The following is a 15,250-nucleotide window of genomic DNA, read 5'->3' as shown; positions in this document are numbered from 1 at the left end:
CATCCTGTTCGAACACGTGAAGCGTTAAAGCAGGCGAGTGCGGATGTGTCATGTATGCCTCCGCAGTTAGGGGCCTGATGGGCAACAAGGCCCCAGGCTCCGCTGAAGTTAGCATAGGCGCATAAATGCTGCGTCGCAACATTAATTTTTAGTGACATCCTCCTAACGTTAGGGTTGAACATGTAATCAATTCGCTGAAGGTTCGTCAAATAACTTCGGATGGCGAATTAATATTGCAAGCGTGCGGCTGTGGATCGAGCTTTCGCGGGGGCGCCTGGACGAAGCTTGAGCCGAGGGGCACGAATTGTGCTGCTTGATGACGGAAAGTACGGCGGCCCGGAAGTGCGCCCCGCCACCCGATCTGCCATCAGGAGTCGAACTCATGAAACACTCGACATACACCGTTTTGCGCATTGCAATGGCCATCGCGGCGGCGACATCGCTCGCGCCCGTCGTCGCCAACGCAGATGACGCGCCGTCCCCGTGCGCGGCCTTGAAACGGATCGTCGCTGCGGCGCCGGATGGTTTTACCGGTCTGAGTCCGGCGGATGTGAACGGCGTCGCCCAGCCGTATGGCGACGATGCGCAATGCAATGCAAGCCACGACAGCTATCAGTGCCTGTGGACGCCGCATCATGACGCGGGGTCGAGTGCGGACGCGTTGCAATCCGTTGCCGCGGATATCGCCTCTTGCCTGCCGGCGGCGACCCACGACATGAACACGCCCGCACGTCAGCATTTCTATCTCGGCGAGCGTGATCGGCGGACGCAAATCACGGCCACGACAGCGGGCTCGAACAAGCTCAGGCTGATGGTGTCGGGGAAGTGAACGTTCGGTGATGAGATCACCGCGATATAACTACACGGTGCCGACGCTCGGATATGTGACACGCAAGAGCAGTGCGCGAGAACGTCGTTTTATCAATGCCTTGGCGCTCTTGCCCTCGGGTTATCCACAGGCTTATGAAAGATTTCTGTGGAGAACTTTGGGGCGATTTTTTGACTTTCTGCTTCGTCCAGCTGTTGAAGTAGGTTTGCATCTGATGCCTGGTTTTCGTCACCGTCGTGACTAAACGTCTGACATCGCTGGTCGCTATTCCTACAAGGACGACTATGAAAAACAACAGATTTGATAAGAGTCCAGGAGGCATGGCAGCACGTCTGCTTACCGTATTCCTGCTGCTTCTGGCTACGTTTGGCGCCAATGCGGCTGACTGCAACGCGCTTTATGCGGCTACCGGTGCAACACCGGGTTCGCCCACCTGTCGATGGGATGTCTATGGCCGCGTACCCGGCAGCCTGGCCAACTACGCATGCATCAACACGTGGTCCCTGATCGACGCGTGAGCGCGATCACGCAGCATGCGGCTGGCACGGACGCGAACAAGGACATCACGCTTCGTCTCGACTATGACGACAAGAACCGTCTGTCGCGTCTGAACGACCCGCTGAGCCGCATGACGCAGTACGGGTATGACGTGAACGGCAATCTCGTTTCTGTTACGTGGCCCGATGGCTATGTACGCCGTTATGTCTACGACGACGGACGCTTCAAGAATGGACTGACGGGCGAGATTGACGAGGCAGGCAACCGCGTTGCGACGTGGAGCTACGATGCTCAGGGCCGTGCGGTGGGCGTCAGTCATCCCAATGGCGCGCAAGACGTGCAATTTGGCTATCACACCGGCTCGACCGTCATTACCGGTCGCAAAGGTAGCACTACGCTGAACATGTCGTCGATTGGCGGCGTGCTTCGGCCTACGGGAACGACGTCTGCCGCAGGCAATAGCAGCTCCACGTGGGACGCGTCGGGCAATCTGCTGAAGGACGCTGACGCAAGCGGCGGCACGTCGGAATACATCTACGACGATACCGGACGGCCGGTTCGCGCCACCGTAAAAAGCGCGAGCGGCACGTCGATAACCACGATCCGTTATGCCGACGGGACGACGTTGCGTCCGTCGATGATTGCTTCGCCGAAGATGATGCAGTCGTTCGTATATGACGCGAACGGTAACACGACCGGTGTTAGCGAAACACCGACCACCGATCCAACTGGCGCCACTGCCTTCGACGCAAGGGAGTCAGACGGTGTGACCGTCGCATATGGAATGACGTACGACGCAACGAACCGGCTTGCGTTCGTTCAACAGATGGCGGACGGGAAGGTCACCGGACAGTGGAAAGTGGTCCGCGACGCAATGGGTAATGCCTTTGCGATCGCCACGGTGGAAGCGATTCCAGACGCTACGGAAATGATCACGCGGGACGCCGCCCATCGCGCGCTGCAGGGCTATAACCCGACCGGCGATTTCTCCTTGCGCTACGACCGGCGCGGACGAATCGATCTCTTCAAGTTCAACGAAAACGCGAGTCCGGCCAACGGCGTTCGAAGAGACAAGAAATCGAGTTTGCGGCACTTATTTTGCGGCCCGCGCCTGAAACATACTTTTATCGCCATTTCGCGAAATATCTCGCATTCATTTTTTTGCCTGAGCATTCGGATCAGGATTTTGTTGAATCACTCAACTCAGATCCAGGGGGCAGCTTGGCGGATGCGTTCGACGCAAACTCGGAGCAGTATGTCGTCTTTCCTCTCAGTGGCAAATGGGTGATTTACGCGGACCGAAAACAGGAGCTAGCCGCAATGGCTGGGCCTAGTGATGTCATCGAGTTCACGCGGAAGCACTACCCGTTTGCGGTCTTCGAAAAAAATCCAGGGTTTGTGATCGGAGATTAACCGGCTTCCCGTTCTCTGAGCGAACGCGGTGAATCGAGCAGATATGAAGGTTGCAGCAAAGAGTTTCGACTCGTTTTACCAGGAATAAGATTTCGCCCTACAAAAAAAGGCGCCGCGGCGCCTTTTTTGTCTCCTGCCAGCGCGTCGCCTACTCCGGCAACACCGCCACCGACGCCTCACTCGTCTGCATCAGGAAAGTCAGCGACTCCTGCAAATACAGCCGCACCACCTGATCGGTATGGCTCAGATAGCCGATGGATAAATCTTGCCCGATATGCAGATCAAAGTCCCCGCCACGCGTGGACAGCACGCTACCGCCGTCAATTGCCGGCGCCCAGATGATCTCGCCATTCACCAGCCGCTTGATATGCTCCAGCACCGGATAACCCTGATCGCTCGCCTCGCTGACGGCGGTATAAGCATCCGCGCCCAACAGAACCGAATACGGACCGTCCACCCCGGCAAGGCGCAGTTGCTCCAGTGCCTTGGCAATCACCGCCGGATAGTCGCTTAGGTCCGCTGGAAGGTTAAGCGTGGGATTCGACGAGCCTTCTCGAATACCAACGATATTCGCTGCCTTGTAGCCATCGAAAATCGCTCGATCCTCGGCATAGGCCAGTTGCTGGGCGGCGTCTTTCGCCGGTTGCCAGTCAGAGTCTTCCGCGCCGCGTTCCACGTCGTCGATCGCCTCACGGGTCAATTCGAATGGCACGCGCAGTTCCACCAGCGCTTTTACCTCGCGCTGCCGTGCAGTGACGCCTGCCTGCGGCGCGGCGATGGTCGTTTGATGACCCGTGCCGACGGCGGCGAGACTCGCGCCGCCCGGCCCCTCGACATCCACCACGCGACGGCCCGCCACAGAACGCTTGAAGGTCCGCGCGACTTCTTCCTCGATCTGCGCCCAGGCGGCCGCGGATATGGGGGCGAGTTCGCGATGCAGGTTATTCATATTGAGGTGCTCCTTTGAGAGAGCCGATGTTCAGCGAACCATCGCTGACGGGTTCGGCAGACGGCGGGGATTCGGGGGCGGCGACTTCGTGTGTCACGGCGGAGGGCGCGCGATCCGCCAGCGCTTCGAGCAGCGGCGCCGAAGGCACAAAAAACAGACCACCGGTGACCGCGCGGCTGTAATCGAGCAGCCGGTCGTAGTTGCCCGGCGGGCGCCCGACAAACATGTTCTCCAGCATCTGCTCGATCGGCGCAGGCGAGCGCGCATAGCCGATAAAGTACGTGCCGAACTCGCCGAAGCCCGGCCGGCCGAACGGCATGTTGTCGCGCAGAATCTTGACCTCCTCGCCGTTCTCGTCGAGCGTGGTCAGCGAGCTGTGCGACGAAGTGGGTTTCACGGCCGCGTCCAGTTCGATATCGGCGAGTTTGGTGCGGCCGATAATGCGCTCCTGCGTCTCTACCGAGAGCGCATTCCAGCCCGTCATGTCGTGCAGATACTTCTGCGTGAGCACATAGCTGCCGCCGGCAAACTCGGGGTCTTCCTCGCCGATCACGGTGAACACGACCGCCTCGTCGCCGGTCGGATTCTCGGTGCCGTCCACGAACCCGATCATGGCGCGCTGATCGAAATTCCGGAAGCCCTGGATTTCATCGACGGTGGTCACGGCGGTGCGAAGCCGGCCCATCAATTGAGCGGCCAGCTCAAAGCATAGGTCCATCTGATTGGCGCGGATGTGCAGCAGGAGATCGCCCGGTGTGGCCACCGCCAGCCGTTCGCCTGAGCCGAATTCGCGGAACGGATGCAGACCGGCCGGGCGTGGCGCGCCGAACAGCGCATCCCATGCCTCTGAGCCAAACCCGCAAACGCAGGACAGGCCCCCCGCCGGCACCCGTTTGCCGACCGCGCGCACCAGTGCGGCAATATCGCCGCACCACGCGCGCACGGTTTCACGACTGGCAGGGTCCGGGTTGACGGTCGCAACAATGAAGATTGCACTGGGCGTTACCTGTACGGACACGGCTTGCGGTTCGTGGGTGACGGCAGCAGGGATCGGAGTATCGGACATCGCTTCGGCCTTTCTGGGCGGGCAGGTCAAGGAGAAGTGGCAAAGATCGCGCTCGGCAACAGGATAGCTCACCCGAGGCGTCTGAGAACGCCAAGGGTAGCAGGGAGCGGGATTTAATGCGTGACAGGTTCAGGGGCGCGGACCGGTCGGGTCCTCGGTGGAGGCAGCCGCTTGCGGACAGGGTTCGGGGTTCGCGTTGAGCGATGTGCGGTGAGGGTCTCGCTCGATCGCAAGCGAGACGGACCCCTGTGCGCAAAATTCGACTGACGGTCCTACGTGCTCCGGGTTCTTAACGCCCAGTTCAAGCGTTTCTGCATGCTGGCGTCGGGCTGAGCGAGGCGGTCGGCGAGTTGCGCCACGGCGCCTTCCAGTTGCGCCAAGGTTTGGGCATCACCGGGATAAGCCATCACGCGAGCCGCACTGTGTGCGCTCGCGAAGTGCTCGTCGGCGAGAACCGATGCAGCGTCTCCGTTATAGCGGGCAATCATGGCATCGAGTCGCGCAAGAATCGACGCGGCATGTGCGGCACCGGCACCGGCACCGGCATCGTGCGAGGCGGCGTCGTTATTCGCAAGGCCTTGCGTAGCATCGAGAGCGTTTTGGCGGCACAACACGCGAGCCCAGTGCAGACAACTCAGCAATGATCCGGTCGCAAGTTCGACCGCCGGATTCCACACGAACACCCGTTGCGTCTGCAAAGGCCGCAACGCGATGCGCAGGTCATGCCAGCTTCGATCCAGCACGCGCATCGCCGCACTGGCCGCGGCAGGATCGCGCGGTGATGTCCCTGGTTGCGTGGCAAGCCTCACCACTTGCCTGAGCGCCGCGAGCACGGCGGTGATCCGCGCTTCGACATGGTGCGTGGCCGCCAGCGGCATCATCAGGATCGCCACGGCAAACGACACGCTGCAGCCCACCATCACCTCTTCGATGCGCAACTGGATAAGCGGTCCCATCGCAAAGCCCAGTTGTCCGTAGACGAGACCGACCAGCACCGTGATAAAGAACACCCCCGGCGCATACGCGCTCAGGATGTAGTACGCCCAGCCGAACACGCACACCGCCATTGCCGCGATCATCAGTAGCGGGGCATCGTGCAGCGCGCTCGCCAACAGCATGCTGGCAAGCGCGCCTGCGAGTGTGCCGGCAAGCCGTTGCGCGCCGCGGTAGACGGTATCGGCGCGTGAGCGGGTGCCGAGAAACACGACGAAGGTCGTGATGACCGCCCAGAACCAGCGCTCCGGCGAGAGCGAGTGGCCGATCACCATGGCGAGCAATGCCGCCGTGGTGGCGCGTGCCGCGGGCAGCCAGGCAAGCCTGGCGCGGATGTCGGCAAGCCATTCGGCGGCGTTCTGCTTGCTGCGTGCCGCGCAGCGCGTGTGCGAGACGCGCTGCAGTTTGGCCGCTCGTTTGAGCCGTTCGATAGCGCGGCGTAGCGGATCCATCGTCGCTGCTACCGGGGCCGCGCCGAAGGTCGTATGGCCGGCGGCCACTTCCAGTTCGACGAGCCGTTCGCGGAGCGTGGCGGCGTCTGTCGGGTTCAACAGCGCAAGTTGCTCTTCGAGCGCGAGCGCGGCCTCGTTCAGTTCGGAGACGCGAGTGGCAGTCGCCACGCTCGGCGCCTGCCCGGCGCGCGTCGCGGCCAGCACACGCTGGGCGCGCAGCGTGACGGTGTGGACCGCGAGTCGCAACGTCCGCGCCGCCCGCATAGGAACGATCAGGCGGCCGACCAGCGCCACCATCACGGGCCCCGTCACTGACAACGCAACGGATTGCGTCGCTTCGACGACGGTCGGGTGCAGATAGAGCCCGAGATAAAAAGTGACGACGCCGAGCATGGCGCAGCCGAGCGCGCGTGGTCCGCAGGCCTGGCACAGCATGCCGGTGAACATGACGAGCAGAAAAGCGGCGTCGCCCGCCAGCGGATAGTGACTCAACGCGGCAGCTACGGCGAAGTTCATGCAGCCAGAGAGATAGAGATAGAACAGGGTGACGAACCACGCGCTGCGGCGTGCGTCGCGCACGAAAAGTGGCGCGATCATGCTGAAAAGGACGCCGAGGGCGGCAACGGTGATCGGCTCGCGATGACCGGCAGTCCATGAGACGCAGGCGACAGCGCTCAACAGGCAGGCAAGGGTGACGCGCAAGGCGGTGTGGAGGCGTACAAGTCCCGGGTCCGCAACCAACAGGCGGCCGGCGACGCGCGAAAACGCGACAGCAATCATGATCGATGATATCCAGGCTAATCAATCGAGACCGGCTTGTGGCCGACTGCGACTGGGCGGGTAGGTCACCCGCCTGCTTCAGATCGTCGAAACGGGCCTTCAGCCAGGATCACCGGCCAAAAGCCCGTTCGACGACGCATGACATCACCCGTACATGGCCGCATCGACTGCGGCGCAACGCTTCCGCAAAGCGGCGGCGTGTTCGGGTTTTCCCGAATCATATCTGGTCAAAATTCGTTGTGTTCGGAAAAGCGGTCCAATGGGCTGCATGGCCTGTATGAATATTGAAAGAAATAGCAAACCCAAATGAAATGCTGCGCGTGATTCAGGGCGATGGAATGAGAAGCGAAGGCGGTGTCCACGCGATTTGCGTTTGGACATGATTCGTCGCATTCGCGAACGTCAATCGGAAAGGTGAAGACTCGCAGTTTTGCTTATCGAATTAATACGGTTTCCTAATCAAATATCAGGCGAAATTTCACATCGACAGTGTCTTTGTTTTCCTCTATCTTGGGCGCTGCGCCAGCCGACAATCTACGCAGCTGTCGTACAAAACACTGGGCTTTCAAAAAGGGTGGCAAACCGTGGAAATGACTGCATTTAAGGCCTTTCCGCAACGTCAATCCTGAGTATTGGATCGCTCCAGGTTGGCATTTCGCAACGCTTTTTCAACTTCGCGTCTACTCCCAATAGACGCCCCGCACACGGCATGCAAGCATCCCGTCCGTTGTGTGTTTTTGAACCCGAAACTGCCGACGAAGTTTGTTGTTGAACTCGCAATAACAGTTCAAAAAAGCGCGTCGTTTGATTATTCCAAGCCCGGAGATCGTAATGAAAAAGCAGGTCATCGCATTGGCTGTATCCGCAGCATTTGTCGCCCCCGTATTCGCTCAAAGCAGCGTCACCTTGTATGGCGTGCTCGACCAAGGTATCAACTACACGAGCAACGTCGGCGGGAGCCATGCGTTCGAAATGGCGAGCGGCTATGCACAGGGCAGCCGTTGGGGCCTCAAGGGTTCGGAAGATCTGGGCGGCGGCATGAAGGCCATCTTCCAGTTGGAAAACGGCTTCAACGCAAGCAACGGCGCGCTGGCCGAAGGCGGCCGCCTGTTCGGTCGTCAGGCTTACGTCGGTCTGGCAGACAACACGTACGGTACGGTCACGCTCGGCCGCCAGTACGACTCGGTGGTCGACTACTTCGCGCAAACCACGGCTAACGGCAACTGGGCCGGCTACCTGTTTGCCCACCCGTACGATAACGACAACACCGACAACTCGTTCCGTCTGGACAATGCCGTCAAGTACGCCAGCCCGAATATCGGCGGCTTCCAGTTCGGCGGCGCGTATGCGTTCAGCAACGACACGAATTTTGCCAACGACCGTGCCTACAGCTTTGGCGGCCAATACGCCAATGGCGGCCTGCTGGTCGCTGCTGCATACATGCAGGCGGACAACCCGGGCGAAACCACCGGCGGCGCAATCACGACCAATGACGCGAGCTTCATCGCTCAGCGCATGCGCGTATGGGGCGCCGGCGTCAACTACACGTTCGGGCCGGCCACGGTGGGCGTTGCGTACAGCAACTCGAACTACAAGAACCCGACAGCGAACGGCTACATCAGCACGACCGCTCCTCTCGTGACGGGTTCGACGCTCAACGCGCTGAAGTTCCAGAACATCGAAGTGAACGGCAAGTATCAGATCACGCCGTCGTTCTATGTGGGCGCGGAATACGTCTACACGATCGAGAACTTCGAATCGTCGACGGGCAACCTGAAGCCGAAGATTCAAACGGTCGGCCTGATGGCTGACTACAACCTGTCGAAGCGGACCGACGTCTACATCCAGGGCGTGTACCAGGATGTCTCCGGCGACCGTACCAACTCGGTTCTGGACAATGGTTTCGTGCTCGGTACCGACGCACCGTCGTCGACCTCGAACCAGACCGTGGTCCGCGTTGCCCTGCGTCACCAGTTCTAAATTTTTTGCTCCACGCGACATTACGTAACGCGACGCGTGTGACGTGATGTCTTTAGTCGGCTCATCCGGTATCGCGAGATACCCGATGAGCTTTTTTTTGCGCAGCAACCTGTCCGCCGCGCACCCATTCACAACGCGTCGTGGAAGATCACGCCAAGCGTATGCCGATGCCCGGAAAGCAGGCGGCTAACGCCGTGCCGCAGATTGACGCGATAACTCCCCCGCGTGCCCTGGACGGGCCGGTGATGCACCGCGAACACCACGGCATCGCCTTTGCGCAATGGCACGACCTCCACGCGAGATTGCATGCGTGGCCGCTGTTCGGTCATCACAAACTCACCGCCCGTGAAGTCCTCATCCGGTTCCGATAGCAGAACGGCAAGCTGCAGCGGAAACACGTGCTCGCCGTACAGATCCTGATGCAGGCAGTTGTAGTCGTCCTTGCCGTACTGCAGGATGAGCGGCGTTGGCCTCAGTTGACCGGCGTCGTGACAGCGCTGGATGAAATCGGCGTGCAGGGCGGGATATCGCACGTCGATGTGCATGCTCTGATTCCAGCGGTTCGCCACTGGCGCGAGACGCGGATACGCGCAGGTCCGTAGTGCGCCGACCAGATCCGGCAGCGGATAGTCGAAGTACTTGTATTCGCCGCGTCCAAAACCGTGGCGCTCCATCACGACACGGCTGCGATACAGTTCGTCACGCGCATAGAGCGCGACGAGCGCGTCGCATTCCTGCGCTGACAGGAGGCCGCGCAACATGGCGCTGCCATGCTGGTTCAGGTCCATTTCGACGTCGTGCCAGTCCACCGCATCGATGCGCTGGGCCATCTCCGGGATCGAGGCTTCGTTTGGCACGGCAGTCTCACACTTGAGGTGCAGGCTGTCGGCAAGGGGCTTCAATACGGTATTCATGGCCAGTTCCGAAATCTGTTTCAATAGGCTGAGTGTACGAATGCGCGCAATGTCAGACACTCCGGGTCTTGCTCTCCAATTCGACGAAAATTCGACGGAATCCGGCGCTGTCTCAAGCAAAACCAAAGCGCTACTTTAGAAGTGCGAACTTCGCGGCATGTGCGGCGAGGTTCATAGCAGGTCCCTATCAAGCCTTCGGGAGTGCCGCACATGTCTGCTTCAGCCGAGAATCTCGACAGTTGGCTCGAAAAACAGGAGGTCGCGAAAGACCCCATCACGGCCTTTCCGCTGAGAGCGCTGGCAGCGACGCTGGATCAAACCCAGCCGGACGACATCGTACCGCCGCTATGGCACTGGCTGTATTTCCTGCCCATTTCGCCCCTCGGGGAGGCGGGTCCGGACGGGCATCCGAAGCGCGGCGAGTTCCTGCCTCCGGTGCCGCTGCCACGCCGCATGTGGGCCGGTGGACGCGTCACGTTTCATGCGCCGCTGAAGGTGGGTGAGCGTGCCATCCGCACTTCGACGATTGCGAATATCGAGGACAAAACCGGGCGCTCGGGACGCCTCGTATTCGTGACCGTGCAGCACACCATTGAAGTCGCCGATGAACTGAAGATCGAGGAAGAGCATGACGTCGTCTATCGCGATGCACCGCATCCCGATGCGGTTCCGCCAAAAGCGGCGCCGGCGCCGGACGGGGAAACGTGGCGGCGGACCATCCTGCCCGACCCCGTGTTGCTGTTCCGCTATTCGGCGCTGACCTTCAACGCCCATCGAATCCATTACGACTATCCCTACGTCACGCAGATCGAGGGCTATCCGGATCTGCTTGTGCATGGTCCGCTGATCGCCACGTTGCTGGTCGACCTCGTGCGCCGCGAACTGCCCGACGCCACGCTGCAAAGCTTCGCCTTCAAGGCGCTGCGGCCCACCTTCGCCAACCGGCCGTTCACGGTGTGCGGCAAACCGTCGGACGATGGCAAGACCGTCGAACTATGGGCCAAAGACCACGAGGGGCATTTGACGATGCGTGCAACCGCCGCACTGGCGTGAACTGAATGCGAAAGTGCTGGAGCGTCGGACTGCCGTTCTGCGCGCGGATTGCTTCGATCGCGCCACCTGATGTCGCGCTGCTCCTGTTCGCACATTCCGAATGCGTGGTGCAGTGTAGCGTCTGGCGCGAGGTAAGCGCGATAGGCCGTTCGGCCGACTTTCCAGCGCGGTGCGGCAGAGATAAGCTTGGGGTTCCGGACACACATGTCGTGTCGCGAGCGAGGGGAAACGGGCTATGTCCGAGAAAGCAGGCGCGGCAAGCACTGACGCCGTAACCGGCGTGAAGGGCGCCGCAAGATCCAGCACGTATGTGCTCATTCATGGCGCCTGGCATGGCGGCTGGTGCTGGGACGAGGTCGCGGCGATATTGCGCTCGCACGGGCATCGGGTATTGACGCCAACGCTGAGTGGGCTCGGTGACCGGGCGCATCTGGTTTCACCGGACATCGATCTGCAGGTGTTCATTCAGGACGTCGTCGATATATTCGAGAGTCACGATCTGTCCGACGTGATTCTCGTGGGGCACAGTTTTGGCGGCGTGACGCTGGTGGGCGCTGCCGAGCGTATACCGCAGCGAATTCGTCAACTGGTGTTTCTCGATGCGGTCGTGCTATCCGCCGGGGAGAGCGCCTTCTCGCGGTTGCCGCCGGAGATCGTAGCCGCGCGCACGAAGGCCGCGATGGACACCAGCAACGGGCTCACCATCCCCGTGCCGCCCGCGAGCGCGTTCGGCGTGTTTGAAGCAAACCAGGTGGCATTGCTCGAGCGCTATTGCACGCCGCATCCATTAAAGACCTTCGACGATCCCATAGTCCTCAAGGGGCCGCCTGGCGGCTCGCTGCCGAAGGTGTATATCCAGTGCGTCGATCCCGTGTACGAAGCGCTGCAAAGCAGCCGCGATTTCGTCAGGACGCAAACGGACTGGGCCTGGGATGAAATCGCAACTGGGCACGATGCGATGATTAGCGCGCCGGAGGCGTTGGCTGGCAAGTTGCTGGCGTTCGCGTGAGCATCCATTTTCCAATAAGAAACAAGATGGGGCCTGCCCGACCCGCCGCCCGCTGCGGACCACGCTGGCGTAAAGGCTTACCTGTCATACGATTCGAGCCCCAAAGAGCCCGGCGTAATAGATAAACAGCCGATATGCCCGCGTGGGCCGCCGCGATTGCGCTTGCCGCCACAAAACCCCGCGTGTATAGTTTCCGAACTTACTCTTGTTTCGCATTGGAAATATAAGGGATTCTTCTTATGAACGCTTCGACCATCCTCGCCGATCTCGGCATCGCCCAAGCGGCGCAAGCCGGCGACATCGCGGTTCATTCGCCGATCACCGGCGAGCTCATCGGCCGTGTGGCCGGCAATACCGTAGCGGACGTCGACATGGCGCTCGCCAATGCGAAACAGGCATTCAATGCATGGCGCAACGTCCCGGCACCGCGCCGCGGCGAGCTGGTGCGTTTGCTCGGCAACCGTCTGCGCGAGAAAAAGCAGGCGCTTGGCAGCATCATCACGCTCGAAACCGGCAAGATCCTGCAGGAAGGGTTGGGCGAAGTGCAAGAAATGATCGACATTTGCGACTTCGCGGTCGGCCTGTCGCGCCAGTTGTACGGTCTGACCATTGCCTCTGAGCGTCCCGGCCATCGCATGGCGGAATCGTGGCATCCCATGGGCACCTGCGTCGTGATTTCCGCATTCAATTTCCCGGCTGCCGTGTGGTCGTGGAACGCGGCGCTGGCGCTGGTGTGCGGCAACGCGGTGATCTGGAAGCCGTCCGAAAAGACGCCGCTCACCGCGCTTGCCGTCAATCAGATCCTGAGCGACGCGCTGAAGGAATTCGGCGACGCGCCGCAAGGGCTGACGGCGTTGATCACCGGTGGCCGCGACGTGGGCGCGAAGCTCGTCGCCGATCCGCGTGCGTCGATCGTCAGCGCAACCGGCAGCACGGAAATGGGCCGTACGGTCGGCGTGGAAGTGGCGAAGCGTTTCGGCCGCTCGCTGCTCGAACTGGGTGGCAACAATGCCGGCATCGTCGCGCAGAGCGCCGATCCGGAACTCAGCTTGCGCGGCATTCTGTTCTCGGCCGTGGGTACCGCCGGCCAGCGCTGCACGTCGTTGCGCCGCCTGTTCGTACACGACAGCGTGTATGACCAGACCGTCGAACGCCTCAAGCAGCTCTACAACAAGGTGCCGATCGGCAACCCGCTCGAAAAGGGCACGCTAATGGGCCCGCTGATCGACAAGCAATCGTTCGCCCGCATGCAGGAAGCATTGCAGCAGGCTGTCGCGGAAGGCGGCAAGGTGTTCGGCGGCGAGCGTGTCGATGTGAAGGGTTACGAAGGCGGTCACTACGTGCGTCCGGCGCTGGTTGAAATGCCGTCGCAAACGGCCGTGGTGCTGAAGGAAACCTTCGCGCCGATTCTCTACGTGCTGCGCTATACGGATTTCGCGGATGCGGTCGAAGCGAACAACGCGGCGGTGCACGGCCTGTCGTCCTGCGTGTTCACCAACGATCTGCGTGAAGCGGAGCGTTTCCTGTCGGCGGCCGGCAGCGACTGCGGCATTGCCAACGTGAACATCGGACCGAGCGGTGCGGAAATCGGCGGCGCGTTCGGCGGCGAGAAAGAGACGGGCGGCGGCCGCGAGTCGGGCTCGGATGCGTGGAAGGCTTATATGCGCCGCGCGACCAACACGGTCAACTATTCGTCGGCATTGCCGCTGGCGCAGGGCATCGACTTCAATATCGCCTGACAGCGGGATGGCGTGCGCTCAGCGGATAAGCCTGAGTTGGGCGTGCGCCGCGTTGACCAAGCCGGTAGTCCCTCTAAACCCGTGTTCGACCGGCCGCGTGCTCACGTGGCCGGCGCCTGCCTAAGGTGGAAAAGCCGTGACCTCGAAAGTCGTAATCGTCGGTGGTGGCGTGATCGGCAGCTCGATTGCGTATTTTTTGCGTGCGTCGGACCCGACGGTCAGCGTCACGGTGATCGAGCGCGATCCAACCTATGCGCGCTCGTCGTCGGCGTTGTCCGCCGCGTCGATCCGCCAGCAATTTTCGACACCGCTGTCGATCCAGATGTCGCTGTTCGGCATCGAGTTTTTGCGTTCGATTGGCGAGCGGCTGGAGATCGATGGTACGAAGCCGTCCATCGATCTGCACGAAGGCGGCTATCTGTTCCTCGCCACCCCGGTCGGTGAATCGACCCTGCGCGAGAATCACGCGTTGCAAAAGAGTCTCGGCGCCGACATCAGTCTGCTCGACAAAACCGCGCTGCAGGCACGTTTCCCCTGGCTCAATACCGAGGACCTGGTTGCCGGCGCCTTTGGCGAGAGCGGCGAAGGCTGGTTCGACGGTTACGGACTCGTGCAGGCCTTGCGCAAGAAAGCGCAGGCACTCGGCGCACACTATGTGGCCGACGACGTCGTGGCCGCGCAGCGTAACGGCAAGCGCGTCACGCAAGTGACCACGGCCAGCGGCGAGTCGTATGCCTGCGATGTGCTGGTGAACGCGGCCGGAGCGTGGTCGCGCAAGCTGGCGGCGATGGTAGGGATCGACATTCCGGTGTTCGCGCGCCGCCGCAGTATCTTCAACGTTAGCTCGCCGGCACACCTCGAACGTTGCCCGCTGCTGATCGATCCAACCGGGGTCTATTTCCGTCCGGAAGGCCAATCGTTCATTTGCGGCACCTCGCCGGGCGCCGACAACGACCCGGACGATTTGCCGCTCGACGAAGTGGATCACGCGCTCTTCGACGAGGTGATCTGGCCGACGCTCGCGCATCGTGTACCGCAATTCGAAGCGTTGCGCGTGCAGAGTTGCTGGTCGGGCTACTACGAATACAACGTGTTGGACCAGAACGCGATCATCGGCCACCATCCGGATGTCGACAACTGCATCTTCGCCAATGGCTTTAGCGGCCATGGTCTGCAGCAGGGGCCGGCAACCGGTCGTGGCGTAAGCGAATTGATCCTGCATGGACGCTATACGACGCTGGACCTGGCGTCGCTGAGTTTCGAGCGGGTGCTCGAGAACCGGCCGATCGTCGAAAAGAATGTGGTTTAGGCACCCTGATCGCGCCTGCATTGCGCCAGATCCGCTAAGTCCCCTTAGGTGGATGCAGTAGGTTGCCCGGTCCCTTGCCGGGCTTTTTTGCTTTTACGCGCTGGATTCCTGCGTATTCTCGTGCGCGCCATGCGCCATGCGCCATGCGCCATGCGTAGCCGCAGGCCCGCAATATCCGCACACGTGAGTTTGCGACCCGTCGCATCGCACAGCCCGATGATTCCGAAAACTCAACAGGTAGTGATTAGATATCGGTTGCTGCATGT

General features: G+C 61.0%; 12 protein-coding genes. 8 read left to right on the top strand and 4 right to left on the bottom strand.

The features are described from left to right. The first annotated feature begins 382 nt into the window (after positions 1 to 382). The 3 genes from P3T43_RS29290 to P3T43_RS29280 all read left to right on the top strand — a co-directional run bounded on the left by P3T43_RS29290 (position 383) and on the right by P3T43_RS29280 (position 2,615). Complete coding sequence (locus tag P3T43_RS29290; RefSeq protein ID WP_429284491.1) at positions 383 to 829, top strand: hypothetical protein; 447 nt, start codon at positions 383 to 385, stop codon at positions 827 to 829. Between the two features lie 320 nt (positions 830 to 1,149). Further along, positions 1,150 to 1,347, top strand: coding sequence for a hypothetical protein (locus P3T43_RS29285; protein WP_429284490.1), 198 nt, complete (start codon positions 1,150 to 1,152; stop codon positions 1,345 to 1,347). Beyond that, positions 1,344 to 2,615 carry a hypothetical protein gene (locus P3T43_RS29280; protein ID WP_429284489.1) on the top strand — a complete coding sequence of 424 codons (1,272 nt, stop codon included), beginning with the start codon at positions 1,344 to 1,346 and terminating at the stop codon, positions 2,613 to 2,615. Before P3T43_RS29285 ends, P3T43_RS29280 begins: the two co-directional genes overlap by 4 nt. A 273-nt stretch (positions 2,616 to 2,888) precedes the next feature. On the opposite strand, the gene P3T43_RS29275 is transcribed toward P3T43_RS29280, so the two are convergent. The 3 genes from P3T43_RS29275 to P3T43_RS29265 all read right to left on the bottom strand — a co-directional run bounded on the left by P3T43_RS29275 (position 2,889) and on the right by P3T43_RS29265 (position 6,980). Next, entirely contained in the window at positions 2,889 to 3,689 is an 801-nt protein-coding gene (locus P3T43_RS29275; RefSeq protein WP_429284488.1) for a family 1 encapsulin nanocompartment shell protein, read from the bottom strand. Beyond that, on the bottom strand, positions 3,682 to 4,755 hold the full coding sequence (locus tag P3T43_RS29270; protein WP_429284487.1) for a Dyp-type peroxidase: 1,074 nt from the start codon (positions 4,753 to 4,755) through the stop codon (positions 3,682 to 3,684). Before P3T43_RS29270 ends, P3T43_RS29275 begins: the two co-directional genes overlap by 8 nt. Before the next feature lie 272 nt (positions 4,756 to 5,027). Next, positions 5,028 to 6,980, bottom strand: a complete 1,953-nt coding sequence (locus tag P3T43_RS29265; RefSeq protein WP_429284486.1) for an FUSC family protein — start codon at positions 6,978 to 6,980, stop codon at positions 5,028 to 5,030. 831 nt (positions 6,981 to 7,811) lie between these two features. Between P3T43_RS29265 and P3T43_RS29260 the strand changes: the two genes are divergently transcribed. Further along, the gene (locus P3T43_RS29260; RefSeq protein WP_429284485.1) at positions 7,812 to 8,960 is read left to right on the top strand and encodes a porin; all 1,149 of its coding nucleotides are present in this window, start codon (positions 7,812 to 7,814) and stop codon (positions 8,958 to 8,960) included. Positions 8,961 to 9,088: 128 nt separating this feature from the next. Here the strand turns inward: P3T43_RS29260 and P3T43_RS29255 are convergent, their stop codons facing one another. Continuing rightward, positions 9,089 to 9,874: a 2OG-Fe(II) oxygenase gene (locus P3T43_RS29255; protein ID WP_429284484.1), complete on the bottom strand. Its 786-nt coding sequence runs from the start codon at positions 9,872 to 9,874 to the stop codon at positions 9,089 to 9,091. A 210-nt stretch (positions 9,875 to 10,084) separates the two neighbouring features. Here P3T43_RS29255 and P3T43_RS29250 point away from each other — a divergent pair, with 210 nt between their 5' ends. The 4 genes from P3T43_RS29250 to P3T43_RS29235 all read left to right on the top strand — a co-directional run bounded on the left by P3T43_RS29250 (position 10,085) and on the right by P3T43_RS29235 (position 14,984). Continuing rightward, complete coding sequence (locus tag P3T43_RS29250) at positions 10,085 to 10,927, top strand: FAS1-like dehydratase domain-containing protein (protein ID WP_429284483.1); 843 nt, start codon at positions 10,085 to 10,087, stop codon at positions 10,925 to 10,927. Positions 10,928 to 11,162: 235 nt separating this feature from the next. Beyond that, on the top strand, positions 11,163 to 11,936 hold the full coding sequence (locus P3T43_RS29245) for an alpha/beta fold hydrolase (protein ID WP_429284482.1): 774 nt from the start codon (positions 11,163 to 11,165) through the stop codon (positions 11,934 to 11,936). Between the two features lie 239 nt (positions 11,937 to 12,175). Then, entirely contained in the window at positions 12,176 to 13,675 is a 1,500-nt protein-coding gene (amaB, locus tag P3T43_RS29240) for an L-piperidine-6-carboxylate dehydrogenase (RefSeq protein ID WP_429284481.1), read from the top strand. Between the two features lie 136 nt (positions 13,676 to 13,811). Further along, positions 13,812 to 14,984 carry an NAD(P)/FAD-dependent oxidoreductase gene (locus P3T43_RS29235; RefSeq protein WP_429284480.1) on the top strand — a complete coding sequence of 391 codons (1,173 nt, stop codon included), beginning with the start codon at positions 13,812 to 13,814 and terminating at the stop codon, positions 14,982 to 14,984. Positions 14,985 to 15,250 lie beyond the last annotated feature (266 nt).

It is taken from the genome of Paraburkholderia sp. GAS41, from assembly GCF_050436545.1.
Taxonomy (GTDB): domain Bacteria; phylum Pseudomonadota; class Gammaproteobacteria; order Burkholderiales; family Burkholderiaceae; genus Paraburkholderia.
The sequence above is the reverse complement of the archived record's forward strand: the minus strand, read 5'-3'. Positions and strand labels throughout refer to the sequence as shown.

What these genes read in the sequence shown, in the direction of transcription:
- P3T43_RS29245 (WP_429284482.1), top strand. Translation starts at nt 11,163, where the DNA reads ATGTCCGAGAAAGCAGGCGCGGCAAGCACTGACGCCGTAACCGGCGTG.
- P3T43_RS29265 (WP_429284486.1), bottom strand. Translation starts at nt 6,980, where the DNA reads ATGATTGCTGTCGCGTTTTCGCGCGTCGCCGGCCGCCTGTTGGTTGCG.
- P3T43_RS29275 (WP_429284488.1), bottom strand. Translation starts at nt 3,689, where the DNA reads ATGAATAACCTGCATCGCGAACTCGCCCCCATATCCGCGGCCGCCTGG.
- P3T43_RS29260 (WP_429284485.1), top strand. Translation starts at nt 7,812, where the DNA reads ATGAAAAAGCAGGTCATCGCATTGGCTGTATCCGCAGCATTTGTCGCC.
- amaB (WP_429284481.1), top strand. Translation starts at nt 12,176, where the DNA reads ATGAACGCTTCGACCATCCTCGCCGATCTCGGCATCGCCCAAGCGGCG.
- P3T43_RS29290 (WP_429284491.1), top strand. Translation starts at nt 383, where the DNA reads ATGAAACACTCGACATACACCGTTTTGCGCATTGCAATGGCCATCGCG.
- P3T43_RS29270 (WP_429284487.1), bottom strand. Translation starts at nt 4,755, where the DNA reads ATGTCCGATACTCCGATCCCTGCTGCCGTCACCCACGAACCGCAAGCC.
- P3T43_RS29250 (WP_429284483.1), top strand. Translation starts at nt 10,085, where the DNA reads ATGTCTGCTTCAGCCGAGAATCTCGACAGTTGGCTCGAAAAACAGGAG.
- P3T43_RS29255 (WP_429284484.1), bottom strand. Translation starts at nt 9,874, where the DNA reads ATGAATACCGTATTGAAGCCCCTTGCCGACAGCCTGCACCTCAAGTGT.
- P3T43_RS29285 (WP_429284490.1), top strand. Translation starts at nt 1,150, where the DNA reads ATGGCAGCACGTCTGCTTACCGTATTCCTGCTGCTTCTGGCTACGTTT.